We start from the raw sequence: 24,238 nt of genomic DNA on the forward strand, positions 1-24,238 counted from the left end.
CTGAAAGGTTTAAGTATCAGAATTCCTTGGTGGAGCTATTGTTCCGCGCACAGACACTGGAGGTAGCGGGACGGTGATGTTACTGCTGCTCCCAGCGGACAAGAGGTCCATCAATGCGTGGCCTACATGTTCACCCAGTGCGGTGAAGGGTACGTCGATGCTTGTGAGCGATGGGGTCGCTAGTGTTGCTTGGGCTGAGGAACCAAGACAGATGAGCGAGAGATCCCAGGGGACATTGAGTGAGAGGCGGCGTGCGACATCCAAGGTGATGAGTGCAGTGTCATCTGTGTCTGTGACCAGTGCGGTGGGGCGTTGAGTCCCGGTGAGTAGGGCTCGAGCCGCAGCTGCTGAATCCTCAGGTGTCCGTGTGACGTGGGTGAGGAGACGTGCTCCGTGGCGAGCTGCGCTCACGCGTGCTGCTTGAGTCGTACGACTGACCGTGTCCCGGGTGGGGTCGCTGTGAAGAAAACCTACAGTGCGGTGACCGAGGTCGCACAAAAGGTCAACGGCTTGGCCTATGGCATGTGGTTCATCAACCCATACTGAGATGTGAGGAGAAGAGATTTGTGGATGCCCAACAACGACAGCAGGGATATGCTCACGGGAGACGACGGCTAGGCGAGGATCATCGTGGATCACATCGCGCACAATGACTGCGTCGAACCGGCGTTCCAGCCAACCGGTGTGATACATCGTGGCTGCCTGTTCTTCATCTGCAACTACTTTGAGCCATAGGGAGTGCTCATGTTTTTCCAGGGTGTGTTGGAGCCCAGCAAGGAAGTCCATGAAGTGCCCTGATCGGCTGGTGGAGCTTTCGCTGTGAATCAAGGCGAGTGCGATGGATCGTTCTGAGGTGCGCAGCGATCGCGCGGCGGCGGATGGTCGCCATCCGTACTCATCGGCAATGCGTAACACGCGGTCACGGGTTGCCGGGGAGACACCGGGACGGCCATTGAGGGCATACGATACGACAGCGATTGACACACCAGCGGCTCGGGCTACATCCGTGATGGTTGGACGTTTGCGCGTTTGTGGCTTAGATTCGGGTGAAGTTTCGGGTGAGTTAGGTCTCATCACGGAACAAGCATGCGGGATTTGATCGCTCAATGCACATTCTGGGCGTGGGGTGGTCAACCCGCAGGTATCAAGGGGGAGAAAATGGCAAGTGATATTGGCGCATGTGGGGGACATGACCAAACAGCGACGTTTGGTGTGTATTCTCCAGTAGTTGGTGGATTCTATTTCGGGAAGACTCTCGCTGGGATCGCCCGCGTCCTTCGCGGGGCGGGCCACAACGTTGTGGCCGTGCAAACTTTTGCAGCTGATCTCGATCGAGGGCGATTTCCGGAGTCCGCAACAATAGACACGATCCCAGGCAGTGACACCTTTGACGGTTTCATTGTGGTCACTTCTGCACTGGATGCAACTGCATTGCGTGGGTTGTACGACACGGGGAAACCTGTCGTACTTGTTGGGGCAGCGCGCCAAGAGTTGCCAATCCCCACCGCAACTCCGGACAACGTGGGGGCGGTACGATCTGCGGTCGATCACCTGGTCAGTCACGGACACCGAGAAATCGGTTTTGTTGGAAACCTCCACCAGTTCGATGTGCGCGAACGGTATGCGGCATACCGTGAAGCGTTACGTAGTCATGGCATCACAGTCGATGATGCGTGGGTGTTTAAGGCACATGACAACCAAGAAACCGCTGGTGTGGTTGCCGGTCAGCATTTTATCCAGCGTGGACAGCCGACCACTGCCACTCTTGCGGCCACGGACCGCAACGCGGTGGGGTTTGTGAAAGCATTACGTCAGGCGGGGTTGAGGCTACCCACGGAACACGCCGTTATCGGGTTTGACCGATCTGAATCGGGCGCGCGCCTTCGCCCACGGCTCACCACCATTGATCCGCACCATGACCGGGTGGGGGAGTTGGCTGCTCACCTGCTGTTGAAGCAGTTTGTTGGTGAGAGCGTGACGGCTCGTGAGCATATTTCCGATGCGACTCTCATTACCCGGGAGTCGTGTGGGTGCGTGGAGGTGTTACCTGACCGAAGTACTGTGAGTCAGGACGCGGGGGAGTATTCGTCAGCTTCCGCCGACCTAGCACTCACTGCTCGGCATGTTTTTGCTGGTCCAGCGCACACAACGGGTGCGAACGCGTTGCATGTGGGCACATGGACATCGGCGATGATGGAGATCATTACCGCAGCGACAACACGCGCTGTGATCCCAAATACAGCAGTATTAACGCGTGTCGCAGACGCAACGACAGCGTTAAATCCGCAACCAGAGGCACTCGAGGCGCTTTTGACGGTGCTCCGAGCAACGGAAGTCGAAGCGCGGTCGACGCTTGATGTGACATGTCGAGCACAACAAAACGCACTGACGGCAACAATGACCCGGCTGACTGCAGCTCTCACAAAGGGGTGTACCCGGGCACTGTTGAACCGTTCTGGCGCACTCGAACAGATGCTCGCCCACCAGTATGAAATTGATATTGCGTTGATGCGCTTTCATGTCTCAGATCCGCGAACCCTGAGCTGGTTACCGACCACGTTCCGTGGCGGCGCGGTTCTTGCGTTGTGGGAACGTGACGCACATGGGACCTCCACGGGGAAACTGGTTATTGCTGGTACCCGCGATGTGGGTTCCACTGGTGCTCGCCTGCTAGGTGAATCGATGGCCGCAGCCGCGTTCCCCCCTAGCGTGGTGACCAAGACGGTGGGGAACTCTAAATCAGACATTCTTTTTGTTGTTCCCGTCACTTTTGCGGGGAGCGACTGGGGGTATCTCGCGGTGTCAGGATTGGCGGACACTCGGGCAACCAGCGCCCGTGACCGCTTCAATCATTGGGCGGCGATGTTGGCGGTTGCGCTGGATCACGAGCAAGCGCATCGGCAGTTAAGTGACGAAGCGGAATCCCTGCAACTGATGCTTGCCCGAAAAACGGAGGCAACAAGTCAACTCCTGGAAGCTGAAGAGCGATACGCCATTGCGGCAGCAGTCAACCAGGATGGGATGTGGGACTGGGATGTGATCACTGGGAAGGTGTACTACTCACCAAGTTGGCGCCAAACAATGGGGTTGGCTGAAGGGGAAACGGCCTCGTCATTGGACACATGGACATCACGGGTCCACCCTGAAGATCGCCCCGCCATGCAGATGGCGATCGCTCAACAACTTGCTGGACTAGATGAACCGTTCCATCTGTCACAGCGGGTCCGAGACGCTTCAGGGTGCTACCGGCACGTCGTGGTGCGAGGGTTAACGCTCGTCAATGATGCTGGTGTCCCCGCCCGTATTATCGGGGCGTTGACCGTTGTGCATCCCACCTTTGACGACGAGAACCGGAATGGGGGAGTCGAGCAGGACACGTTGGGTCGTGGAACCCAAAATGAATTTGCCGATCGGTGATCGTTTCTTGGACCCAATGACAATCATGGACGCGTCGATCCGTTCGGCGTGATCCAAGATGGCGTCAGCGACGTCCAGGGAGTCGGAACGGAATGCCACGTCAACGCCCGTCTTTGCTTGTGAGATCAGATTGGCCAGGTGAGAAGGCAGGGGCGCGTCATCGGGGGCTGGGGTGAGGACGAGGACCACAACGGTGTCCTGCCGGCGTTGTGCTTCGGAAACGGCAGCGAAAAACGCAGCTTCCCCTTGGGTGGTGTCGTTGTACGCAACCAGGACTGGCACGGACGCTCCTTCGTGTTGTTACCCCGCGTCAAGGACGAGGTCTCGTAAATGGTCAAGGTCTTGGTCAGACCACTGGTCAGCAGCGGTGATAGCGGCCCACGCATCGACGTATTCACCATGGTACTGGTGCCCGTGACCGGTGGGGACGTCACCAGACAATGCCATGTCGACGGTGACTTGCCAGAATGTGACAGCAGGTAGCCACACCATGTCGACGCGGCGGTCGACCCCGGCTGGTTCGGACAGCCAAGGGGGCGGACTCCACAGCAGATCTGGTGACCACCACACAACAGCATCGGAGGCGTGTTGCAGATACACGATGCGTGGGTTTGACCAGTCCTGGCCAAGATCCCACAGGCTGTGTGAGGAGCGAGGCGTGGAGGAAAACCTCACGGTACGACCATCGTCAATGATGGGGGTGATCATGGGGGAGGGTGGGTCGCGATGTTCGGTCAGGACCTCCCAGGTTGTGGTGAAACTGGGGGTGCCGACAAAGAGGGCGCCATCTGCACGTTGAGTCATATCTTGGATGCCGGAGAAGGCTCCTTGCATTCCGTAGGATCCCAGCGAGAGACCGGCAATGTATAGTGCCGGCCGCGTGTCTTCGGGTTGCGCACTCCAAGCAGAGTAGACAGCCTCAAACAGGGCGCGCCCGGCAGCTGGTGGCGTGTCCCGGTCGGACACGAAGGACACCCAACTGGGCAGGTAGGAATATTGCATTGACGCGATGGCGGTGTCACCACCGTGAAGATATTCGAAGGTGTCAGCCATGGCTGGTTGAACCCAGCCGGTGCCGGTCGATGTGACAACAAGCAGCGCAGAGCGGTCCCAAGCGTTGGTGCGGTCAAGTTCTGCAACCACATCAGCGGCAGTGTCCTCGAGATGTCGAGCGTCATCCAGGCCCGCATACACGCGAATGGGGTCGTGGACTTGTGCACGGTCAAAGGCGTCTACCTGGTCGGCTAATACCATGAGGTCCTCACGTGTTGGACCAGAGGCGACGAACGCACGTCCTTGGCGCCCGAGGCCATCCCATGAGTTGAGCGAGGAGGGTGACCCTGAACGCTCAGGCGAGGTCGGTTGTGTCAGTCCAGCAGGAATTTCTGTGTCCACGCTGGAATATAGGTCGTTCATGGCGCGCAGAGAGAATGAGACAACAGTGCCATTTAAAACAAAAATTGTCCCGATAGCCACGATGATAGTGGAAGCGAGAACTGCGGCACGCCGGGGGATCCAGCGCGATAGTAGACGCGCAACCCACCGGGCCAGTCTTCGTAAACCTCGAGCTGTATACAGGAGGGCAAGGGAAAGAGTCAGCGCGATAAGCAGTTGCGCGGTGACGTGTTCTGGGCCATCTGCGCTCATGCCAAACAAGCGCCTCAACTCAGTTTGCCAATGAGCCCCCAACGCCATAAACACCGGGACAAGAACGATTGCAGCGAGCGTGAGGACACGCCATAACAGGATGGAGGTGGAGTGCCGCCACGCGTGACGGAACCCTAGCCAGCGCATGAACCACCCCACGGTTGCGCCAATTGCGTACCCAGCCATGATGGACAGCCCTGAAGTCATGCCTTGGAAGTACCAGGGTCGCGGGATCAACGAAGGTGCTAACGAAGCGCAAAAGAACGCCAACGCCAAGACGAGACCGGTTGCAGACAGGGTGTTGCGGAATCGGATGAAGAATGTCGTGATGCGGCGTCGCCATGGGACCGAGGGAGTCCGCGCCGAAACAGGCTCGTCCGCTGGTGGCGCATCGGGGGTCATGTTTGTCACTGTAGTTCGGTGCTGGCAGAGCCGCTTGACGAACCACAGGCGAGGTGTGTCACACCGGTGACAAGCAGATGAACTTTCTGAGTCCGGGCGCGCCGTGAGTAAACGGGGTCGCGGGGGCGGCGTACGCTCACAGTGACAGGTGTGATACGACTCACAAGGAGTGTGTATGTCTGACCAAGCCAACCAATCCCCCTCCACGAAGCGCACATACGTTCTCGACACCTCGGTGCTCCTCTCCGACCCGCGCGCCATGGAACGCTTCGCCGAACACCACGTGGTCCTCCCCATCGTCGTCATCACAGAACTCGAAGCAAAACGCCACCACCCCGAACTTGGATACTTCGCCCGCAACGCACTGCGCCGCCTCGACGCCCTGCGCGTCACCCACGGAGGACTCGACGCACCACTACCCGTCAACTGCGCGGGGGGCACACTCCACGTCGAACTCAACCACATCAACCAAGACATCCTGCCCGCAGGATTCCGTCTCCACGACAACGACTCGCGAATCCTCGCCGTCGCCGCGAACCTCGCCGCCGAACACCACCACGTCACTGTCGTCTCCAAAGACCTCCCCATGCGGATCAAAGCCTCCGCCGTCGGACTCGACGCCGAAGAATACCGGGCCGAACAAACAAGCGACACCGAATGGACCGGCACCGCCACCCTCGACGTCACCCACGAACTCGTCAACGAACTGTGGGAACACGAATCAATCCCCTGGGACCACCTCGAACCCCACATGGGAGAGACCCCACTGACACCCGTCTGCCACCAAGGCCTCATCCTCCACTCCCTCCACGGCTCCGCCCTCGCCCGAATTACCCCCGACAAACACGCTGCCCTCGTCAAAGGAGACCGAGAACTCTTCGGGTTGCGTGGACGCTCAGCCGAACAACGCATCGCCCTCGACCTCCTCGCTGACCCCTCCATCGGCATCGTCTCCCTCGGTGGACGAGCCGGAACTGGAAAGTCTGCGCTCGCACTGTGTGCAGGTCTGGAAGCAGTCCTCGAACGGCAACAACACCGCAAAATCATCGTGTTTAGGCCCCTGTATGCAGTTGGTGGGCAAGAACTGGGGTACCTCCCCGGTTCAGAAACCGAAAAAATGAACCCCTGGGCACAAGCCGTCTACGACACACTCGGAGCCGTTGTCTCCCCCAACGTCATTGACGAAATCGCCGACCGAGACATCCTCGAAGTCCTGCCACTGACCCACATCCGAGGACGCTCACTGCACGACGCCTTCGTCATCGTCGACGAAGCCCAATCACTAGAACGCAACGTGCTCCTCACCGTGCTCTCCCGCATCGGCCAGTCATCACGCGTTGTCCTCACCCACGATGTGGCCCAACGAGACAACCTCAGGGTTGGACGGCACGACGGTGTCACAGCAGTGGTTGACACCCTCAAAGGAAACCCACTGTTCGCACACGTGACCCTGACCCGGTCTGAACGCTCACCCATCGCGGCGCTCGTCACAGACATGCTTGACACCCTTGACCTCTGACAAAGCTAGCCACACGCGTTATGATTCGGCGATGGACTTCGCCGAGCGAGCACACCACCAGTGGCACACCATTGCACCTGACATTGACATTTCGCACCTGCTCACAACAGGACGACTCCAACGCATCGCATCGTTTGTCACAGCACGATCAGAACAGCGACTTGCAGAGTTTGGCATCAACAGAGGTGAATTTAATCTCCTCAGCGTGGTCAGACGCAGCGGGAAAAACTGTCGTGCCACCGAACTCTCTGCACTCACCGAATCCTCAGGGGCTGCAATTACCAAACGTCTCGAACGGCTTGTTGCCAAAGAACTGGTTGTGCGAAAAGAACTCCCCAGCGACCGCCGTGTCGTGCTCGTGTCCCTCACCGACAAAGGACGAGACCTCATCGACCAGGTGTTTCCCCTCATGGTGGAACTGGAACGAGAGTTCATCGCGCCACTCAATGAAGGGCAACGCCACGCACTCGAAGAAGCGCTCACGATCATGTTGCAGCACGCTGACCCCAGTGACACCTAAACAACCAACTCGCACAGCTCGACAACGACGCACGGGTGGTGGGCACAGTGCCCACCACCCGTTGCGATGCCCCGCGTCTCTTGAGTTGTCAGACGGCTCAGGGAACTGGCTATTTTTCCAGTGACACTAGTTGCGCCCGGTCATTGTGGACACATCAAGAGCTGAGTCAAGTTGTTCTTCAGAGACTTCGCCGCGCTCCACGAACCCCAACGCAATAACGGCGTCACGCACAGTCATGCTGTGAGCCACCGAGTACTTCGCCACCTGTGCAGCCGACTCGTACCCAATGACCCGGTTCAGTGGCGTGACAATAGATGGTGATGACTCAGCCAACGCGCGTGCATGCTCGACGTTCGCGGTGATACCAGTGATCGTCTTGTCCGCCAACACACGGCTCGCATTGGCAAGCAAACGGATAGATTCCAAGACACCTTGCGCGATCACAGGGATTTGCACGTTCAGTTCAAAGGACCCGCTCGCTCCAGCCCACGCGACAGTAGCGTCATTGCCCACCACACGTGCGCCAACCATAAGCACCGCCTCAGGGATGACTGGGTTGACCTTGCCCGGCATAATCGAAGACCCTGGTTGCAAGTCAGGAATAGCGATTTCCCCCAAACCAGTGTTTGGTCCAGAGCCCATCCACCGCAGGTCGTTGCACATCTTGGTGACAGACACAGCGATAGTGCGCATGACACCAGAAAGTTCCACGAGGGAATCGCGGGCAGATTGTGCCTCAAAGTGGTTGCGTGCCTCTGAAAGCGGCAGCCCAGTGTCCTCGACGAGAAGTTCAATGACGCGCTGTGGGAAACCATCAGGGGTGTTGATCCCCGTGCCCACAGCAGTTCCCCCCAAAGGGACCTCGCCCACCCGGGGTAAAGCTGCTTGGAGGCGTTCAATCCCATAAGCAACCGCTGCCGCGTACCCACCAAACTCTTGCCCCAACGTCACCGGGGTGGCATCCATGAGGTGGGTACGCCCGGACTTCACCACATCAGCGAATTCGGTGGCCTTGGCATCAAGCGCACCGTGGAGGTGTTCCAGCGCAGGGATGAGCGTGTGGATCACCCCTGCAGTTGCCGCAACATGCACTGAGGTGGGGAACACGTCATTCGACGACTGGGACGCATTGATGTGATCGTTGGGGTGCACATCACGCCCAAGGTCCTGGGTGGCCAACGTGGCAAGAACCTCGTTCATGTTCATGTTCGACGATGTGCCCGAGCCCGTTTGGTAGACATCGACCGGGAAATGTTCGTCAAGCTCACCAGTTGTGACACGGTCAGCGGCCCGCACAATGGCATGGGCGATCTCAGAGTCAAGCACCCCCAACTCGGCGTTGGTCAAGGCCGCAGCCTTCTTCACACGCGCGAGTGCATCAATGTGAGAGCGCTCCAGTGGTGTCCCAGAAATCGGGAAATTCTCCACTGCGCGTTGAGTTTGTGCACGGTACAGTGCGGTGCGCGGAACACGCACCTCACCCATCGTGTCGTGTTCGATGCGGTAATCCACGGTGACGTCAGTGTCAGGTGTCGAAGTCATGACACCATCCTGCCAAAGGAAACGCCCCTGTGGAAATGCACACACTCACAGGTGAGGCCCACGTTCCATACACGCGGACACCACACGTGTCATCAGATCACTCAGAGATGGGGCCAATGGACCCAATGAGGTGTGCCTGACCGTCGTTGAGGTCATACTCCAAACCAATAATCGCGCAGCGCCCCTCAGCCACCGCGTCACGCACACTCGCAGAATAACTGTGCAGCATCTCCACAGTGTGCTGAACATGCACCCGACGAAGTTCATCAGCCGACACCGACTCAATCCCCCCTTCAGCGGTGGTCATGGCCACAATAGAGGGGATCACCCGGTCAGTGACAGCACGCACCATGCCTGGAGGCTGCACCCCGGTCCGGAGCGCATCAGTTGCCGCCTGGACTGCACCACACGAATCGTGCCCCAACACAACAATAAGGGGGGTGCGAAGGATCTCCACCGCATACTCAATAGACCCAATCACCGTGGTATCAAGAACATGCCCAGCTGTCCGCACAACAAACAGGTCCCCAAGACCCTGATCAAAAATGATCTCCGCAGCGACCCGAGAATCAGAACACCCAAAAAACGTGGCCACAGGATGCTGAGCAACCCGCAACTCTTCGCGACGGTCAAACCCCTGCGAGGGGTGTTCCATCGTGTTATTGACAAAACGAGTGTTGCCCTCTTTGAGCTGTTGCCACGCTTGTGCTGGTGAGAGACCGGTTGGCATCTCTCCCCTCCTCATGGTGCTGGGCCGGGAACGTCGCGGGACGTCACCACGGCAAAGTGGTCGAGCAGAAACATCAACAATGTACCTGCCCGACCCCCTCACCCCAGATTTCCGTCTAGGGGGTGGATGGTCCACCCTTCCTGTGGTACGTGAGCTAACGGGGCAGCTCACCCAACCACGGCGGGTTCGCACCAGCACGCGACACCGTGATCGCAGCAACCGCAGCACACTGAGAAATGATCTGCGTCAACGCATCATCAGACAATGCACGAAGCTCCTCACGGTGCTCACCACCAAGAACACCGTGCTGCCACAACCCATGAATCAGCGCACCCATAAAGGAATCGCCGGCACCCACCGTGTCAACCACATCAACACGCGGCGCCGACACAGTCAGCGTCCGGCCATCGTGCGTGACCAACAACGCACCAGCCCCACCCTCAGTCACCACCACAAAAGCAGGACCCTGACCCGCCCACCGGCGGGCCACATCATGCGGTTCCTGCCCCGGATACAACCATGCAAGGTCCTCATCCGACACTTTGACCACATCACACAACGACACATACCCCTCAACGATCTCCCGCACCGCATCAGGGGACCCCATGAGCGTGGGACGCATATTCGGGTCATAGGTCAACGTGGCATGATCACGCGCACTGGCCAGCAGCGCATGAACCTTCGCCCCACCAGGCTGCACAGTTGCCGCAATCGACCCCGTGTGCACCACCACAGCGTCACCAGGGACCACATGCCCATCAGGCAGGTCCCACGTGAGATCAAACTCGTAACTTGCCGCCCCCGTGTCATCAAGCAACGCATGCGCAACACTGGTGCGCAGCGCGCCACGAGACGCATCATCAACAGACACTTGGGACTGCTCCAACCACGCTGCGACCGTGTCCCCACGGTGATCACGCCCCAGGTGGGTGAGCAACTGTGCACGCCGACCCAACCGGCCAAGCGTCAACGCAACGTTTGCGGGCGACCCGCCAGGGTGCTCCACAGCGGGCGCACCAGGGTGAGTAACAGCATCAATAAGGGCCTCACCGATGACATAAGCGATCGGGGAGGAGAGATCTCGCGACATGTGACCTACTCTTCGTCGTTGTTGAGTTGTTCGGTATGCGCGCGGACTTTCTCGAGGCGCGTACGCGCCCCGTCCAACCATTGTTGACACCGTTGCGCCAAAAGCTCACCGCGTTCCCACAATGCGAGAGAGTTTTCGAGCGTTTCGTTACCCGTTTCGAGACGCTGAACAATCCCGATCAGCTCATCACGAGCCTCCTCATAAGGCATCGACTCAATATCAGCGTGCGTGTTGTCACTCATTTCTCATCCTTTGTTGAAGGGAAAACCTCCGCCTGAACAGCAGTCACAGCCGCCGTCAACGAACCACGTGCCACCGTCACCGTGATGTCACTGGGCACTGACACCTGCGCCACATCCCGCACCACCGAACCATCACCGCCCTGAACAATGGCATAACCACGCTCCAATGTCGCCGCAGGTGACAGTGCGCGAACCTGCGCCCGCAACTCACTGACCTGCCCTCCCGCACGCAGCAACAACCGATCCAACGCCACGTGTAAGCGCTCGCGGGCTTGAGTGATCGTGGCAGCGCCGCCGTCGATCAGAGTGTCCGGGCGGGCCAGGACAGGTCTGCTCCGCACAGCGGACAACCCTGCATACTCTCGGTCAAGCTGAGCGGACAACGCCCCACGAATACGGGACAGTGCACTGTCCAAGCCAGCTTGTTCCTCAGCGACCATCGGGACAATCCGCTTCGCCGCATCGGTTGGGGTCGAGGCGCGGACGTCTGCAACCAAATCAAGAATGGGAGTGTCCCGTTCGTGCCCGATCGCTGAAACCACCGGGGTGCGGGCGCCAGCAACAAGTCGCACCAACGACTCGTTGGAAAACGGAAGCAGATCCTCAACCGCTCCACCACCACGAGCAATGACAATGACATCGACATCGTCGCGGTCATCAAGTTCACGCAGCGCCGCCGACACTTGCGGGACAGCGTTCACCCCCTGAACCGCCACTTCCCGCACCTCAAATTGCACCGCAGGCCACCGCAGTTGCGCGTTCACCAACACATCATGCATAGCCTCAGACTCACGCCCGCAAATCAACCCCACCCGCTGGGGCAGAAACGGGAGCGGTTTCTTACGGCTCGCATCGAAAAGCCCTTCCGCAGCGAGAGAGTTTTTCAACTGTTCGATGCGGGCCAACAGTTCCCCCACACCGACTTGCGCGATCTCGCTGGCTTGCAGTTGAAAACTGCCGCGTTTGGTCCAGAACGTGGGTTTCACCTGGGCGACCACATGGGCGCCCTCCGTCAACGGACCAGCAGCTGCCAGATTACGGGCAAAAATCGACAGGGGAAGGGACATGTCCTGCTCGGTGTCCCGCAAGGTCACAAACGCCATCCCGGCACCGGGGCGGCGATTGAGTTGCACTATTTGACCCTCAATCCACAACGGAACCATACGGTCAATGTATTCGGCGATCTTTGTGGACAGCACACGCACCGGCCAGGGGTTGTCCCGGGTTGTTTCGGCTGCTTTCCCAGCTAATGGGCGTGGGGGAGTGTCAGCACGGTCTACGGAGGGGGCGGGAGCCTGGCCGCGGGTGGCGCCGCCCGTTGGCTGTGACGAAGCGCCCGTAGCGCCGGTCGTGCCATTACCGCGTAACGGGTGTGTTGAGGGTGTGTTGTTCGTGTCCACGCACCTAAGCCTGCCGTATCCCTGTGACATCCGCACAATGTCTCCACAGGTCGCGGTGGCAGGGTGCCCGGTGCCACACGCCCCGGCACTGACACGGCTGAAGAAACCCACCTAGACTGGTGGGGTGACTACTGACGCGTCGAGAACCCAAGCCCCTGTGTCCTCGCTTCATGCGCCCATTGAAACTGCTGCCCGTCAAGTAACGGAACCGGTACCAGCGGACACCGGCAAACGGGTGTTGCTCGCAGCCCCCCGCGGGTACTGTGCCGGAGTTGACCGTGCAGTCATCGCCGTGGAGAAAGCCCTGGAAGTACACGGTGCGCCGGTGTATGTCCGCAAAGAGATCGTCCACAACAAGTTTGTTGTGGAAACCCTCACCGACCGTGGCGCCATCTTCGTCAACGAAACAGATGAGGTCCCCGAGGGAGCGCGCGTGGTGTTCTCCGCGCACGGGGTGTCACCAGCGGTCGTTGCTTCCGCGCAGCAACGAAACCTACAAACAATCGATGCGACCTGCCCGCTGGTCACAAAAGTCCACAAAGAAGCTGTCCGGTTTGCGTCCGACGATTACGACATTCTCCTGATCGGGCACGACGGCCACGAAGAAGTAGAAGGAACCGCTGGCGAGGCGCCCGACCACATTCAGGTAGTGAACTCCCCAGACGAGGTGGACAAAGTTGTTGTCCGCGACCCGGACAAGGTGGTGTGGATATCCCAAACCACGCTGTCCGTGGATGAAACCATGGAAACCGTGCGCCGGTTGCGGGAAAGATTCCCCACTTTGCAAGACCCACCCAGTGACGACATTTGCTACGCCACGCAAAACCGGCAGGTCGCCATGAAGAAACTTGCCCCGCACTGCGACCTCGTCCTCGTGGTCGGGTCAACGAACTCGTCAAACTCGGTGCGCCTCACCGAAGTCGCCCTCGACGCCGGGGCGCGCGCGTCCTACCTCATTGACTACGCCAAAGAAATCGATGAGACGTGGCTTGATGGAGTGGAGACCGTGGGGTTGTCATCTGGTGCGTCCGTCCCAGAAATCCTTGTGCAGGACGTGCTGAAGTTCCTGGCTGACCGCGGGTATGCGGACGTGCAGGAAGTGCGCACCGCCACCGAGGACCTGCTGTTCTCGTTGCCGCGCGAACTGCGCGCGGACCTGAAAAAAGCTGGCGTGGGTGATGGCCGCCCCAAGCGTGGCCCGCGCACCCCACTCAACGTCGCCGTTAAGTAACCCCACACCCCACATGGTGGTGCCGCCCTGTGCAGTGCGGTGCCACCTGCCGATGTGACACGGCCGTCGCGCGAGAAACTACCACCCAGCGCGTGACGGCCGTAGACTTACCTCTTGTGGCTCTTACTATTGGAATCGTTGGTCTCCCCAACGTCGGCAAATCGACCCTCTTCAACGCGCTGACACGCGCACAGGTTCTCGCAGCGAACTACCCGTTCGCCACGATTGAACCCAACGTGGGGGTGGTGCCCTTGCCGGACGAACGGCTCGTGAAACTCGCCGAGATTTTCTCCTCCGAACGTATCCTGCCCGCCACTGTCTCCTTCGTGGACATCGCCGGGATCGTTCGTGGCGCATCGGAAGGTGAGGGACTAGGGAACAAGTTCCTTGCGAACATCCGTGAAGCTGACGCGATCTGCCAGGTCACCCGCGCTTTCGCGGACCCTGACGTGGTCCACGTGGATGGGAAAGTATCCCCCAAGGACGACATTGAAACGATCAACACTGAACTGATCCTCGCTGACCTGCAAACCTTGGAAAAAACGCTGGTGCGGTTGGAAAAAGAAGTAAAAATCAAAAAGGGTGACCCCACCCTCCTTGAGGCAGCGAAACTCGCCCAAAAAATCCTTGAAGAAGGCACCACACTATCCGCTGGGGCAAAGGTCGCAGGACTGGACCTCACCGAGGTCGCGTCGTTGCAGCTCATGACCGCGAAACCCTTCATTTACGTGTTCAACACCGACGATGAAGGCCTCGCGAACAAAGAATTCCAAGCAGAAATCCGTGACATGGTTGCGCCAGCGCAGGCGATCTTCCTTGACGCGAAGTTCGAATCTGAACTCGTGGAACTCGAACCCGACGAAGCCGCAGAAATGCTCGCCGAAACTGGGCAAGACGAGGCCGGCCTTGACCAACTCGCACGCGTCGGCTTCGACACCCTTGGCCTGCAAACCTACCTCACCGCAGGCCCCAAAGAAGCCCGCGCCTGGACCATCCGCAAAGGCTGGACTGCCCCCCAAGCTGCAGGCGTCATCCACACCGACTTTGAACGTGGATTCATCAAAGCTGAAGTCATCTCCTTCGACGACCTCGTCGACACCGGGTCAGTCGCCAACGCCCGCGCCGCCGGAAAAGCCCGCATGGAAGGCAAAGACTACGTCATGCAAGACGGCGACGTGGTGGAATTCCGCTTCAACGTCTGACGTGTTCCGGTCGTTGAGCCGGCCGCAGGCGAGACGAAACGTACCTATACTGGCCTCATGATAGACGAGTGGCGACGCGTGTACAGAGAGTCGACGATGGTGGGCTGGGACTTCTCGACCCTCGACGGGCAGCTTAGCGCCGACGAACCGTGGTGGGACTTCGAACAGGATTGCTTCTCCGCCATTGCTTCTGCACGGCGGATTGCGGACCTTGGGACCGGTGGCGGTGAGAGGCTGCTGGACCTGCTGGGCTCAGACGACATCACGGGCAAGAGCATCATCGCCACTGAGGGTTGGGAACCGAACGTCGCGGTAGCGCACCGCGCTCTTGCCTCGCGGGGCATCGCAGTTGTCAGGTACGACTCTGAGCAGGACACGCGGATGCCGTTTGCCGACAGCAGCTTCGATCTCGTGATGTCCCGCCATGAGTCGATTGATCCGCAGGAGATTGCACGGGTGCTGGCTCCCGGGGGTCGATTGTTGACGCAACAGGTCGACGGGCATGATGCAGAGGAGGTCCACGAATGGTTCGGTCAGCCGTTTGAGTATCCGCATGTGACTTCGCGTCGCTTCGTCGATGACATTGAGATGGCGGGCCTGAATGTTGACGTCGTGGACGATTGGCATGGAACGATGGAGTTCGAGAGCGTGACGGCGCTGGTCACGTATCTTGCCTTGACTCCTTGGGATGCGCCGAACTTCTCCGTATCTGAGCACGAGGCCCAGCTGTTGGCACTGGACGAAGATCGCCCGATCAAGGTGACTCAGCGGCGTTTCCGCGTGTACGCGACGAAGCCGTAGGCCGATGAAGCTGGAGGGTTGGGCCGCACACCGTCAACGCTCACGCAGCGCGGCGGGGACTGAGGCAGATCGGATCGAGACGATCTACCCGGGAGAGATCCTGATGGAGGACTTCATCGAGGGTTTCGGGATCACGCAAAAGAAGCTTGCGGTGTCGATCGGTGTGCCCCCGCGCCGGATCAATGAGATCGTGCACGGCAAGCGCGGGATCAGTGAGGACACAGCTATCCGGCTCGCGCGCTACTTCGGCACGTCCGAGGAGTTTTGGATGAACTTACAGTCGAACTATGAGCTGCGGCTCGAGCGTCGAGCGCTGTGCGACATGGTCGCGGCGATCACGCCACTGCGCTTGACGTGATGGACCGCACAGTGCTGCGCCCCGACGGCGTCTGGATCGCGGTCACCGACCTCGGTGGCGATGGCCCCACCGTCGTACTGTTGCACGGCCTCGCGGGGAGTTCACGCGAACTGTTGCCCACGGCGCATGCGCTACCGGGCTATCGTGTGCTGCTCGTAGACCAGCGGGGGCACGGCGCGAGCACGCGGCTTCCCGATGATCTGTCGCGCGATGCGTTCGTCGGAGACGTCGTCGCAGTGATTGAGGAACTCGTCCCTGGGCGGCGGGCGACGCTTGTCGGGCAGTCGATGGGAGCCCACACCGCGTTCCTTGTCGCGTTTCTTGGATCTCACTTGGGCTGACGTTGGTGGGCATCGCGGGATTAGGAGCATGGATAATCTTCCACTGATTTTCTATTTTCGTACACCGGCGAGAGTGGACGTGCTTTCACTTCTCCGCCACATGACGTTTTGCCGCACGTAACACAAGACTGAAACGCGAATCTCCACTTGGAGAAGTGAGACACAACGAAGCCCCTCTGCAGTGTGAGCTGCAGAGGGGCTTCGTTGTTCTAGAGCTAGTTGTGCTTGTCTTGGACGAGTGCTCCGATAGAGCGTACCCAAAAACGGAAGACTAGAACGGATTTGTGCGTGGAGGTGATGGTCTCCTGCGCGAAGCCCTGCGTGGTTCAGCTATACCTGCAGCTTCGCGTGCGAGGCGCAGAGGGCTGATGTCAGGTATGGGTTCGAGTGTGCCGAGCCAGTCATCGCGCCCCAGAGCGCGCAGCACCTTGATCAAGGTTTTCAAAGAGGAACCATGCCCTGTTTCAAGTTTGGTGAGAGTTGCGCGCGTGATATTTGCACGGTCGGCTACTTCCTGTTGCGAGAGGTCTTCTATGAGGCGTGCTCGACGCACGTGGGCGCCAAACTCTTCTTCATTCATAATGAGTACCTTTCTATCCATTAGAGCCGATATTAGCGTTAATGCTCGCAAATATATTCATTGATTTGCTCTGGGAAACTACTACACGAACCCCATCATCAATAGGTGGGCGCTGGTGGTGAAGCCGCTTCCACTAGGGCGTCGCGCAGCAGTACTTCAGCGATGTTGGTCGCATGACCCTATCGGCTTCATACACCCACCCCCAACCCTTCATATGTGAGTGAAGGGGAAGCGCAGGGAGCAACCGGATTACTCAATTTCCCCGATCGAGGCAATGATTGCAAACATAAAAAAAATTAATCAAAACCCCTATACGGCAAAGCGACGTCATGCTAGCATAAAACTGCACGTCGCAAGCGTGTGACGTGTTTCCGGGGGGCCAAGGGCTAATGCCCAGAGAGTCCCACAAGGCACTATGCAGGGAGCTTCAATGAAGAAATCACTCGCCACGATCGCAATCGTTGCTTTGCTCGCAACGGGAGCAACATCCGCCCAAGCACTGTCCTACACGGGCACCAAGTACGGTAGCTCGATTTTCACGTCGGGCTCGTACCTTTCAATCAAGGACAACAAGAATGACGGACAGTTCCCATCGGTGAACTACAAGTACGCCGGCGGAACAAAGCAAGGCGGAATAGCAAACAAGAACGGCTACGGTGTGACCCTTTCCTTCAACGCCCCAAGCTCAATCACGGCCATTCAACCCTGCATCTCACGGACGGCCCTTCCAATGAGCTGCGGTTCTTGGATCTACTAGCAAGTAGGAAGCGTCAAAAAAACCAATGAAACCCTTGGCGAATCTTGTTATCGCATTATCGGTCTTTGTCTCATTGATGTTCGCGACCGCTCTCCTCATTCTGCACACAGAAACGGAGAGCCGAGCGGATCTCACACAGGTTCGAGGGCCTGCATATGTTGAGGACGAAGATAAGGCGAACCTCGCATGGTCAATCGATGGAACTGCCGTTGAGGACCAGCTGATTTCCGTCGTGTACTACTCACCACGAGGCGAGGATATCGCTCCACCGCCAGGGTTGAGTCGGTGGCCAAGCCCTGGGGAAGTAGCGGTATCCCCAGGGCTTCTGGCCCACCGTGAATTCATTGAGACCCAGTTTGGAAATATCTCTGAGACAATTTCTCCGTCAGTCTTGCTAAACGCCGGCGAGGGCGTAGTGATCGTTCGCCCTGTTGATGACTCAGACCTGTGGAATAGAGCGGCCGCAGGAGACCGCGCCTATTTCGCTTCAGGCTTTGACATGCAGTCAGATCCAGTGCCCTATGGGGACGCATTATACGAAAACAATGCTGGCAAATTACTGCCACTTCTTCTGATTTCCCTTGTGCCGCCGACGTTTCTTTTAGTCGCTCTGATGCGGTCGCTTGTTCTAGCAGGAGTCGCACGAGAGCAATACATCTTACAAACGATGGGGGCCTCCCGCAGCGTTCTGATAGGAAAGCTAACGCAGACTTTTTGGCCGGGGATAGCAGGAGGTGCACTCACGGCATGCGCGGTGCAAGCATTTCTCATGCGTGAAGGTGCCACGATTCCTTTTGCAGAGTTTGGCCTTGCGGAAGGTGCGCTGCGTAGCGCGGCCGGAACAGTTTTTCTGGTAGACACTTTGGTTGTGGCAGGATTCTTCTTGCTTATTTGCTTACCTATTACGAAACTTCGCGCGCAACGCAGTAACCACCGTACGAAGCCGACTAGTGATCGCGGACTTGTTCTCTTTGCTATTGGACTCCTTGCTGTAAGCGCAGGGACAATCCTTCTCCTGAAGACGAGAACCAGCATTGAAATCTACTTTTGGTTCTCGGGCATCATACTGATCTGCGCGGGGCTGTTTTCAGCGCTCCGGGTATTGATCCGCACAAGTGGGGAGCGATTCTCAACTGCGACCGCCCGGAACATTATCATTCGCTGGATATCTCCAAACGCTGGCAGAGTCGCATTAGCGTCAGCACTAACGGGCGGGTTCGCAATCATTGGCAGTGTGATTGCAATGGTTTATGTCACCGCCAGTTCAATTGATCCCAACACGATCCCCGGAGGAACTGCACAACATATTTCTTCGACAACGGTGTCATGTAGACAAAACGATTCTGCGTGTCTTCAAGGCCTAATCGAGGATGTTGGATCGGCGGCTTCTGGCGCTCACGTGTTTGCTGTGATGTCTGATGACTCGGGCAACTCGTTTGTTATTGCGAGTTCACAAGAGCAGAGCGAGCTTAACAGTCTTCAAAGCAAGTACGGACAGCTAGCCCGCGAGCTCATAAGTGGGCAAACAGTTGTTGAGTCTACAGGCGGCAATTTCTCGCGCGGTGAGGTAATCGCGGTCAGCGAGGAAGGGACTTTGATGATTGATTCCTTCCAAGGGATCCGAGCAAGCGGCACCGAACGTATACCGCTGACTAAATGGTATGGAGATGCAGATGCCGCTGCCAGCCACATTTACCAGTTCCAGTCGAGATGGATTACCTGGTTCTTGGGCGCTTCCTTCCTTGTTGTTCTTACTTCTACAACCATTACGTCAGTCCTACGGATGCGACGTGAAGCATTAGAGATGGCATCAATAGCGGCGATTAGTGGTCAGAGCACCTCGTTGGGTAGATCGATGTTCCGTCGCTCGATCATCATTGCTGCTCTCTCAACGGGTTTTTCGCTCGCCATTGCGTTGTTGGTCAGTATGCAAATCGGTGCGACGATGTCAGTCAATATCCCGTTTTCTTTTATTGGGCTGCTGGCTGCCCTTTTGATATGTTCGCTCGTCCTTGAAGGGATCGTTGCTCAAACGGTACTGTCGAGGGCGGCAAAAGTCTGGGTTCCTGGGAAGAGTGGTGTGCTGTAGTGGAAGAAGTGTTGCGCGTTTCCGAGCTTGTGTGTGGTTACAAGAAGCCACTGTTTGATCCCATCAGTTTCAGTCTGGAACCGGGGGAGTCTATCGCGATAACAGGAAAATCAGGGACAGGGAAAACCACAGTACTCAATACGGTCTTGGGTTTCATGTCCCCTATATCTGGCAGTGTCGTTATTGATGGCCGCGAAATTGGCGGTCTTCCATACCAGCAATTGGCACGCCTGCGGTCGTCTGTTGTGGGAACCGTGTTCCAACACGGTGAACTACTCAGCGAGTATTCAGCCACGGACAACGTTGCACTTGCGAGACTACTCATGAAAAAGCGTGATTCCGCTGCCTATGAGACCGCACGAAAGTTGGTCGACTCATTCCAGGTGGAACCCACGCGAATGGCGCGTGATCTGTCTGGCGGAGAGCGACAACGCGTCGCGTTGGCCAGGGCTTTGATAAACCAGCCCAAACTGATCCTCGCTGACGAGCCCACGGGATCGCTCGACCCAGAATCAAGAGACGACATCGTGGGTCGACTGATCGATGTATCTCGAACCCATGGCACTTCCTTGGTGATTGTCACTCATGATCCAGTGGTCGCTGCTATTGCTGACAAGCAGCTTCGATTGGTTCCGGCTGTGCCTCAAGCAGGCGAGATAGCCGGCGTCGGCAGACTAGCTAGTGGCGCTCTGAAGTGAATGGCGAGAGACAAGAAGCAGATCTTCTAGATTAAGTTTGCGTAGACCCGAAGCACAGCCCCTCTGCAGCTCACGCTGCAGAGGGGCTGTGTTGTGTTTAGAGGTTGTTGTAGTGGTCGGCGAGCATCTGGTGCGCTTGTGCGACGGATAGTCTCATTATTTCCGTGTCGGGAAGGTTGAGTGCTTGTTTGAGTTGGTACACGACTTTGAGGTCGAGCCCTTGTGGCTCACTGTTTGGTGGTGCCGGCCTTGGTGGAAGTGTCTTGTGGTCAACGCATTGGAAGAACTGGTCTTTGGTGCAGTCCAGTTGGTCGCGCAGGATGTGGCTGAGCATTGACGGCGCGTAGGTGTCTCGTCCGACAGGGTGGGATATGCGGGTTCGCAAGATCCGCCCGTCAAGGAGTGTGAGGGTGTATGTCCTGTGGTGGTTGACTGTCCGCAGGAGCTTCCATTCTTCAGTGACACAGAATTCGTTGTGGTCGTGGCGTGTGGCTGCCCGGTGGGTGTTGCCGCTCATGCGTCGATCAGCCATTCTTTGAGTTCGTTGTCGCTGAGGAGTGAGATCAGTGTAACTAGGCCCCAGTTCTCAACGTGGTTAGGCGCGGCCGAGTAGACGTCTTTCCAGTCTTGCGCGTATTCGCGTAGGTCAAGCATCAGGTTGTCTACGGCTTCATCGATCGTTGTGGCTTCGCTTGCGAAGGGGAGTCCAGGAATGATGAGCACGTATGCCCCATCTTCGAGGATTACCTGGGGGCGCGCTTCGACAGTGTGGTTGAGGAAGGAGAGCAGCGACGCCTTCTCGGTGACAGCGTAGTGTTCTGCTCCTCGTTCAATGATCGGGGTGCGTGCTTGACGGGCCTGGTTCAGGACGTCACTCATTGCCGAACGCGCTTCATTGGTCTTGAATACTGATGCCATGTCTACGAGACTACACTCTTGTACATGCGTGTACATACTTGTCCTTTAATGGTTGCCGACGTGGTGCGTGCGGTAGATGTCTAAGAGTTCAGTGAGGGAGGCGAGGCCTTGTTGCGCGCTTCCGTAGTAGGAGCGCACCTGCTGGTCTGGCATGAGTCCTTGCGTGAGTTCAAGGATGTCTTGGGTTCCTTCGAGGCTGAGCATGAACAGAATCTCGTGGGACGCGCGGCTGGTGTCGAAGTCGTCGAGGGCCGCGAACACGAACCTGTTGTCGCGTTGCGGGTCGGTGACGGTGAGTCCTTCTGAGTAGCTGAACGTTTCAACGTGCAGGCCAGCTTCGTTGATGAGGCGTACAGCCTCGTCAGCGTATGTAGCGGTTGCGTCAGGCACGGTGACCGCTTGTGGTGAGTGAAGACTGCTGGAGTGCTGCGCAATAGTCTGCTTCTGCACTGGCACGGTTGGTGCGCCGTGGCGCTCCGGCAGTAATGGCTCGATAGAACTTGGGTGGTGTGAAGATCCCGTACACTCGTGCGGCGTTTGAGGGGTGGACGGCGTTACACAGGTTGCATGGCTGCTTCATGGGGTGATGTCTCGTTTCAGATAGGGCGAGGTGTTTTGGGTATAGAAAACCCCTGACAACAAGTGCTGTCAGGGGTTGAGGTCTACTTAGTGGCATTGGGATGGTGAGTCCATACTTCTTCGAGAATCACCGTCTTGCCGTCGACATAGAACCAAATTCGAGCAGTTCCGCCTTCCGTGGGCTTGTGCTGCCATCGTTGATAGGTCTTCCCGTCACGGGTGATCGTGCTCTGGTCGCCTTTTAGTGGATAGTTGGTCGGTGTTCGCTCGTGAGGGTGAGCCGTCAAGTGTTCCCACGCGTCAACGAGGACGTTTCGATGGGTAGCCTTGAGGTCGCTCCAGCCTTTTTGAGCGCGAGCTGTGCCGGCCTTGATTGTGTATTCAGTTTTTCGGATGGGGCGAGGAATGGTTTGGTCTCTTCCCATATGTCATGGCCGTCCAAGTTCGTTGGACGCGTCCAGCCATTCCGTGGCCTGCGGGGCGATACCTGCAGCGTAGTTGGCTGCTGTTTCTCGCCAGCTTATGAACTCCATTGCCACGAGGTGCGGCTGACCGGTAGAGAAAGAAGCTCGCGCAGCGTGGATGAGTTCTTGAACGCATTGTTGACGTTCAGTTTCATTGAGTGCGTAAATCCACGGAAACTGTACCATCATGCGCTCGACGAGGGTGCCGCGGTCATCGGTTATCACAGCGATGAGTTGTGCAGCAAAGTTGAGGAGTTCGCTTTTCTCGTCGGCCTCGACCTTGGTCATAAGAACCAGGGATTCTCCTCCGCGCCGCGTTACAGTAACGGGCTGTGATTCGGCTTCTGCAAAGACCTCTGCCGCATTACGGCTGAGTTCAGAGGAAGCGAAGACTGGGCGTTCGCGTGTGATGCTCATGCAACCACCTTACTTCAGAAATAGTTCAGAACTCAATGTGAATTGAGTCGGTTCAAAGAATTGCCACTAAGGGTGCGGTTAACAACAAGAAAAGCACCCGATGACGGGTGCTTTTCGAGAGTGCGTGGAGGTGCTGTTTGCTACTGCTGTAGGTGGAGTTTGTAGCGCATGTGTGAGTAGTGTTCTTGACCGCCCACTGAGCGCCACGTTGCCACTTCTTCGGGAGTGGAGCGCCTGGGTGGAAGAGCAATAAGTGGATTGGATTCTGAACGGTCGATGTCAATGGCACCCGCAGCGCGTTGTTCGTCTACGAACGCTTCGAGAGCTCTTGCTGCATCGTCGATGCGCTTGGCGTAGTTGGCGTCGCCAGTGTGAATGTCCATGAGTTTGGCTAGGCCTCGTAGAATGCTGGCACCGTCTTCTATCTTGCCCACGATGTCTTTGGTGATTTTCGGCTGTTCAGGTTGTGGCTGAACGGGTGTGCGCTTCTTGAATAGGTTCATTGTTGTGACTCTCCTTGTTCAGGTTGGTTGTCTTCTCAATCGGCGAGTTGTAGCGAAGTGTTCGCGAACTCGGCAGCCCAAGCGTCGTAGTTGAAGTCAGGCTCTAGGCAGACTTTCGCGAGCTCGTCAGTCATGTCGCCGTAGTCGAAGTCAGGCTCGTCGGGGAAGACGAGGCATCCTTCTTCGTCCCATACAGAAGCCGGCACGTTTGGGGCATCGGTGGTCAAGATGGCTACTGGCTGGGTTGATTCTTTGCTGCTCATGTCGACTCCTGGTGGGTGTGATGTGACGGTGTGCCCTCAGCTTTTGCCGAGGGCACACGTAGCGTGGTTGTTGCGGTGACCGCGGTTGGGCTACTTGAGCACTATGAACTTCTCGACGGCTTCGATTCCGGCCGCTCGAGCCTTGAGGTAGCAACCTTGCCCTACTTGGGTGGGGTCGAGCTCCAGCGTCAGGCCGGGGGCCGCGATGTTCGTGATGTCGAATCCGACAGTCGCATTTGGTGCGTAGTAGAGCACCTTGTATCGAGCTGATTCTGGGTTGCGCCATCCGCCGTCGCTTGCAAGGACGATGATTGAGCCTGTGTTGATGTTGAGCCACACCGTGTCGGTTGGGTCTTCACGCTTTGCTTGCGCTGCGACGTCTTCTGCGATGGTGTGGGGGATACGGGTCTCGACTAGCTTCCACATGTGGGACCTCCAATAGGTGGAGTTCCGTTTTAACGTCTAGTCGCGTTCCGCTTCAACGTCTGGTTCGAGTGCGACCAGCAGGCGAATCACCGCGCGGCCTGG

General features: G+C 57.7%; 27 protein-coding genes and 1 pseudogene. 11 read left to right on the forward strand and 17 right to left on the reverse strand.

The window, feature by feature from the left end; all coding sequences use genetic code 11:
• Positions 1 to 9: 9 nt before the first annotated feature.
• Positions 10 to 1,074 (reverse strand): LacI family DNA-binding transcriptional regulator, encoded by a 1,065-nt coding sequence (locus JDEN_RS03700; RefSeq protein WP_015771028.1) that lies wholly within the window; start codon positions 1,072 to 1,074, stop codon positions 10 to 12.
• A gap of 84 nt (positions 1,075 to 1,158) precedes the next feature.
• Here JDEN_RS03700 and JDEN_RS03705 point away from each other — a divergent pair.
• Positions 1,159 to 3,255 (forward strand): annotated as a pseudogene (locus tag JDEN_RS03705) (substrate-binding domain-containing protein); the annotation flags it as partial.
• Between the two features lie 12 nt (positions 3,256 to 3,267).
• Here JDEN_RS03705 and JDEN_RS14060 read toward each other — a convergent pair.
• Both JDEN_RS14060 and JDEN_RS03710 read right to left on the reverse strand, forming a co-directional pair.
• On the reverse strand, positions 3,268 to 3,699 hold the full coding sequence (locus JDEN_RS14060) for a universal stress protein (RefSeq protein WP_015771029.1): 432 nt from the start codon (positions 3,697 to 3,699) through the stop codon (positions 3,268 to 3,270).
• 18 nt (positions 3,700 to 3,717) lie between these two features.
• Positions 3,718 to 5,466, reverse strand: a complete 1,749-nt coding sequence (locus JDEN_RS03710; RefSeq protein WP_015771030.1) for an alpha/beta hydrolase — start codon at positions 5,464 to 5,466, stop codon at positions 3,718 to 3,720.
• 175 nt (positions 5,467 to 5,641) lie between these two features.
• Between JDEN_RS03710 and JDEN_RS03715 the strand changes: the two genes are divergently transcribed.
• Positions 5,642 to 6,985 carry a PhoH family protein gene (locus JDEN_RS03715; RefSeq protein WP_015771031.1) on the forward strand — a complete coding sequence of 448 codons (1,344 nt, stop codon included), beginning with the start codon at positions 5,642 to 5,644 and terminating at the stop codon, positions 6,983 to 6,985.
• A 31-nt stretch (positions 6,986 to 7,016) separates the two neighbouring features.
• Positions 7,017 to 7,505: a MarR family winged helix-turn-helix transcriptional regulator gene (locus JDEN_RS03720; protein ID WP_015771032.1), complete on the forward strand. Its 489-nt coding sequence runs from the start codon at positions 7,017 to 7,019 to the stop codon at positions 7,503 to 7,505.
• A 126-nt stretch (positions 7,506 to 7,631) separates the two neighbouring features.
• Here JDEN_RS03720 and JDEN_RS03725 read toward each other — a convergent pair whose 3' ends face one another.
• From JDEN_RS03725 to xseA, 5 genes are all read right to left on the reverse strand, one after another.
• On the reverse strand, positions 7,632 to 9,047 hold the full coding sequence (locus JDEN_RS03725) for a class II fumarate hydratase (protein WP_015771033.1): 1,416 nt from the start codon (positions 9,045 to 9,047) through the stop codon (positions 7,632 to 7,634).
• A 97-nt stretch (positions 9,048 to 9,144) separates the two neighbouring features.
• Entirely contained in the window at positions 9,145 to 9,777 is a 633-nt protein-coding gene (locus JDEN_RS03730) for a carbonic anhydrase (protein ID WP_015771034.1), read from the reverse strand.
• A 154-nt stretch (positions 9,778 to 9,931) separates the two neighbouring features.
• The gene (locus JDEN_RS03735; protein WP_015771035.1) at positions 9,932 to 10,867 is read right to left on the reverse strand and encodes a carbohydrate kinase family protein; all 936 of its coding nucleotides are present in this window, start codon (positions 10,865 to 10,867) and stop codon (positions 9,932 to 9,934) included.
• Between the two features lie 5 nt (positions 10,868 to 10,872).
• Complete coding sequence (locus JDEN_RS03740; protein WP_015771036.1) at positions 10,873 to 11,109, reverse strand: exodeoxyribonuclease VII small subunit; 237 nt, start codon at positions 11,107 to 11,109, stop codon at positions 10,873 to 10,875.
• The gene (xseA, locus tag JDEN_RS03745; RefSeq protein ID WP_015771037.1) at positions 11,106 to 12,509 is read right to left on the reverse strand and encodes an exodeoxyribonuclease VII large subunit; all 1,404 of its coding nucleotides are present in this window, start codon (positions 12,507 to 12,509) and stop codon (positions 11,106 to 11,108) included. Before xseA ends, JDEN_RS03740 begins: the two co-directional genes overlap by 4 nt.
• A gap of 178 nt (positions 12,510 to 12,687) precedes the next feature.
• Here xseA and JDEN_RS03750 point away from each other — a divergent pair, with 178 nt between their 5' ends.
• The 5 genes from JDEN_RS03750 to JDEN_RS03770 all read left to right on the forward strand — a co-directional run bounded on the left by JDEN_RS03750 (position 12,688) and on the right by JDEN_RS03770 (position 16,442).
• Positions 12,688 to 13,740: a 4-hydroxy-3-methylbut-2-enyl diphosphate reductase gene (locus tag JDEN_RS03750; RefSeq protein ID WP_041288139.1), complete on the forward strand. Its 1,053-nt coding sequence runs from the start codon at positions 12,688 to 12,690 to the stop codon at positions 13,738 to 13,740.
• A 116-nt stretch (positions 13,741 to 13,856) separates the two neighbouring features.
• On the forward strand, positions 13,857 to 14,942 hold the full coding sequence (gene ychF / locus JDEN_RS03755) for a redox-regulated ATPase YchF (RefSeq protein WP_041288140.1): 1,086 nt from the start codon (positions 13,857 to 13,859) through the stop codon (positions 14,940 to 14,942).
• A 57-nt stretch (positions 14,943 to 14,999) separates the two neighbouring features.
• The gene (locus JDEN_RS03760) at positions 15,000 to 15,743 is read left to right on the forward strand and encodes a class I SAM-dependent methyltransferase (RefSeq protein WP_041287805.1); all 744 of its coding nucleotides are present in this window, start codon (positions 15,000 to 15,002) and stop codon (positions 15,741 to 15,743) included.
• A 4-nt stretch (positions 15,744 to 15,747) separates the two neighbouring features.
• Positions 15,748 to 16,101: a HigA family addiction module antitoxin gene (locus tag JDEN_RS03765; protein ID WP_015771041.1), complete on the forward strand. Its 354-nt coding sequence runs from the start codon at positions 15,748 to 15,750 to the stop codon at positions 16,099 to 16,101.
• The gene (locus tag JDEN_RS03770) at positions 16,101 to 16,442 is read left to right on the forward strand and encodes an alpha/beta fold hydrolase (protein ID WP_015771042.1); all 342 of its coding nucleotides are present in this window, start codon (positions 16,101 to 16,103) and stop codon (positions 16,440 to 16,442) included. The genes JDEN_RS03765 and JDEN_RS03770 overlap by 1 nt, the downstream gene beginning before the upstream one ends.
• A gap of 271 nt (positions 16,443 to 16,713) precedes the next feature.
• On the opposite strand, the gene JDEN_RS03775 is transcribed toward JDEN_RS03770, so the two are convergent.
• Entirely contained in the window at positions 16,714 to 17,043 is a 330-nt protein-coding gene (locus tag JDEN_RS03775) for a helix-turn-helix domain-containing protein (RefSeq protein WP_083775103.1), read from the reverse strand.
• A gap of 409 nt (positions 17,044 to 17,452) precedes the next feature.
• Here JDEN_RS03775 and JDEN_RS03780 point away from each other — a divergent pair, with 409 nt between their 5' ends.
• The 3 genes from JDEN_RS03780 to JDEN_RS03790 are packed head-to-tail and all read left to right on the forward strand — an operon-like array spanning position 17,453 to position 20,566.
• Positions 17,453 to 17,779, forward strand: coding sequence for a hypothetical protein (locus JDEN_RS03780; RefSeq protein WP_015771044.1), 327 nt, complete (start codon positions 17,453 to 17,455; stop codon positions 17,777 to 17,779).
• A gap of 34 nt (positions 17,780 to 17,813) precedes the next feature.
• Positions 17,814 to 19,868, forward strand: coding sequence for a hypothetical protein (locus JDEN_RS03785; protein WP_143713235.1), 2,055 nt, complete (start codon positions 17,814 to 17,816; stop codon positions 19,866 to 19,868).
• Positions 19,868 to 20,566 carry an ABC transporter ATP-binding protein gene (locus JDEN_RS03790; protein ID WP_015771046.1) on the forward strand — a complete coding sequence of 233 codons (699 nt, stop codon included), beginning with the start codon at positions 19,868 to 19,870 and terminating at the stop codon, positions 20,564 to 20,566. The genes JDEN_RS03785 and JDEN_RS03790 overlap by 1 nt, the downstream gene beginning before the upstream one ends.
• A gap of 97 nt (positions 20,567 to 20,663) precedes the next feature.
• Here the strand turns inward: JDEN_RS03790 and JDEN_RS03795 are convergent, their stop codons facing one another.
• The 8 genes from JDEN_RS03795 to JDEN_RS03830 form a co-directional block, all read right to left on the reverse strand.
• Positions 20,664 to 21,098, reverse strand: coding sequence for a cytotoxic translational repressor of toxin-antitoxin stability system (locus JDEN_RS03795; RefSeq protein ID WP_143713237.1), 435 nt, complete (start codon positions 21,096 to 21,098; stop codon positions 20,664 to 20,666).
• Positions 21,080 to 21,484 carry a hypothetical protein gene (locus JDEN_RS03800; protein WP_041288145.1) on the reverse strand — a complete coding sequence of 135 codons (405 nt, stop codon included), beginning with the start codon at positions 21,482 to 21,484 and terminating at the stop codon, positions 21,080 to 21,082. Before JDEN_RS03800 ends, JDEN_RS03795 begins: the two co-directional genes overlap by 19 nt.
• Before the next feature lie 45 nt (positions 21,485 to 21,529).
• Positions 21,530 to 21,874, reverse strand: a complete 345-nt coding sequence (locus JDEN_RS03805) for a hypothetical protein (RefSeq protein ID WP_015771049.1) — start codon at positions 21,872 to 21,874, stop codon at positions 21,530 to 21,532.
• Positions 21,867 to 22,064 (reverse strand): hypothetical protein, encoded by a 198-nt coding sequence (locus JDEN_RS13615; protein WP_015771050.1) that lies wholly within the window; start codon positions 22,062 to 22,064, stop codon positions 21,867 to 21,869. Before JDEN_RS13615 ends, JDEN_RS03805 begins: the two co-directional genes overlap by 8 nt.
• 427 nt (positions 22,065 to 22,491) lie before the next feature.
• A complete protein-coding gene (locus JDEN_RS03815; RefSeq protein ID WP_015771052.1) occupies positions 22,492 to 22,944 on the reverse strand; it encodes a type II toxin-antitoxin system prevent-host-death family antitoxin in 453 nt (150 codons plus the stop codon).
• Positions 22,945 to 23,084: 140 nt separating this feature from the next.
• Complete coding sequence (locus JDEN_RS03820) at positions 23,085 to 23,447, reverse strand: hypothetical protein (protein ID WP_015771053.1); 363 nt, start codon at positions 23,445 to 23,447, stop codon at positions 23,085 to 23,087.
• Between the two features lie 35 nt (positions 23,448 to 23,482).
• On the reverse strand, positions 23,483 to 23,710 hold the full coding sequence (locus tag JDEN_RS03825; protein ID WP_015771054.1) for a hypothetical protein: 228 nt from the start codon (positions 23,708 to 23,710) through the stop codon (positions 23,483 to 23,485).
• Positions 23,711 to 23,800: 90 nt separating this feature from the next.
• Positions 23,801 to 24,136 carry a hypothetical protein gene (locus JDEN_RS03830; protein ID WP_015771055.1) on the reverse strand — a complete coding sequence of 112 codons (336 nt, stop codon included), beginning with the start codon at positions 24,134 to 24,136 and terminating at the stop codon, positions 23,801 to 23,803.
• Between the last annotated feature and the right edge of the window lie 102 nt (positions 24,137 to 24,238).

Source organism: Jonesia denitrificans DSM 20603, assembly GCF_000024065.1.
Classification (GTDB): Bacteria; Actinomycetota; Actinomycetes; order Actinomycetales; family Cellulomonadaceae; genus Jonesia; species Jonesia denitrificans.

Coding starts and splice junctions, on each gene's coding strand:
- JDEN_RS03825 (WP_015771054.1), bottom strand. CDS start 23,710: ATGAGCAGCAAAGAATCAACCCAGCCAGTAGCCATCTTGACCACCGAT.
- JDEN_RS03710 (WP_015771030.1), bottom strand. CDS start 5,466: ATGACCCCCGATGCGCCACCAGCGGACGAGCCTGTTTCGGCGCGGACT.
- JDEN_RS13615 (WP_015771050.1), bottom strand. CDS start 22,064: ATGAAGCAGCCATGCAACCTGTGTAACGCCGTCCACCCCTCAAACGCC.
- JDEN_RS03780 (WP_015771044.1), top strand. CDS start 17,453: ATGAAGAAATCACTCGCCACGATCGCAATCGTTGCTTTGCTCGCAACG.
- JDEN_RS03730 (WP_015771034.1), bottom strand. CDS start 9,777: ATGCCAACCGGTCTCTCACCAGCACAAGCGTGGCAACAGCTCAAAGAG.
- JDEN_RS03715 (WP_015771031.1), top strand. CDS start 5,642: ATGTCTGACCAAGCCAACCAATCCCCCTCCACGAAGCGCACATACGTT.
- JDEN_RS03800 (WP_041288145.1), bottom strand. CDS start 21,484: ATGGCATCAGTATTCAAGACCAATGAAGCGCGTTCGGCAATGAGTGAC.
- JDEN_RS03770 (WP_015771042.1), top strand. CDS start 16,101: ATGGACCGCACAGTGCTGCGCCCCGACGGCGTCTGGATCGCGGTCACC.
- JDEN_RS03735 (WP_015771035.1), bottom strand. CDS start 10,867: ATGTCGCGAGATCTCTCCTCCCCGATCGCTTATGTCATCGGTGAGGCC.
- JDEN_RS03740 (WP_015771036.1), bottom strand. CDS start 11,109: ATGAGTGACAACACGCACGCTGATATTGAGTCGATGCCTTATGAGGAG.
- JDEN_RS03725 (WP_015771033.1), bottom strand. CDS start 9,047: ATGACTTCGACACCTGACACTGACGTCACCGTGGATTACCGCATCGAA.
- JDEN_RS03820 (WP_015771053.1), bottom strand. CDS start 23,447: ATGAACCTATTCAAGAAGCGCACACCCGTTCAGCCACAACCTGAACAG.
- JDEN_RS03760 (WP_041287805.1), top strand. CDS start 15,000: ATGATAGACGAGTGGCGACGCGTGTACAGAGAGTCGACGATGGTGGGC.
- JDEN_RS03775 (WP_083775103.1), bottom strand. CDS start 17,043: ATGGATAGAAAGGTACTCATTATGAATGAAGAAGAGTTTGGCGCCCAC.
- JDEN_RS03765 (WP_015771041.1), top strand. CDS start 15,748: ATGAAGCTGGAGGGTTGGGCCGCACACCGTCAACGCTCACGCAGCGCG.
- JDEN_RS03815 (WP_015771052.1), bottom strand. CDS start 22,944: ATGAGCATCACACGCGAACGCCCAGTCTTCGCTTCCTCTGAACTCAGC.
- JDEN_RS03720 (WP_015771032.1), top strand. CDS start 7,017: ATGGACTTCGCCGAGCGAGCACACCACCAGTGGCACACCATTGCACCT.
- JDEN_RS03700 (WP_015771028.1), bottom strand. CDS start 1,074: ATGAGACCTAACTCACCCGAAACTTCACCCGAATCTAAGCCACAAACG.
- JDEN_RS03830 (WP_015771055.1), bottom strand. CDS start 24,136: ATGTGGAAGCTAGTCGAGACCCGTATCCCCCACACCATCGCAGAAGAC.
- JDEN_RS03795 (WP_143713237.1), bottom strand. CDS start 21,098: ATGGCTGATCGACGCATGAGCGGCAACACCCACCGGGCAGCCACACGC.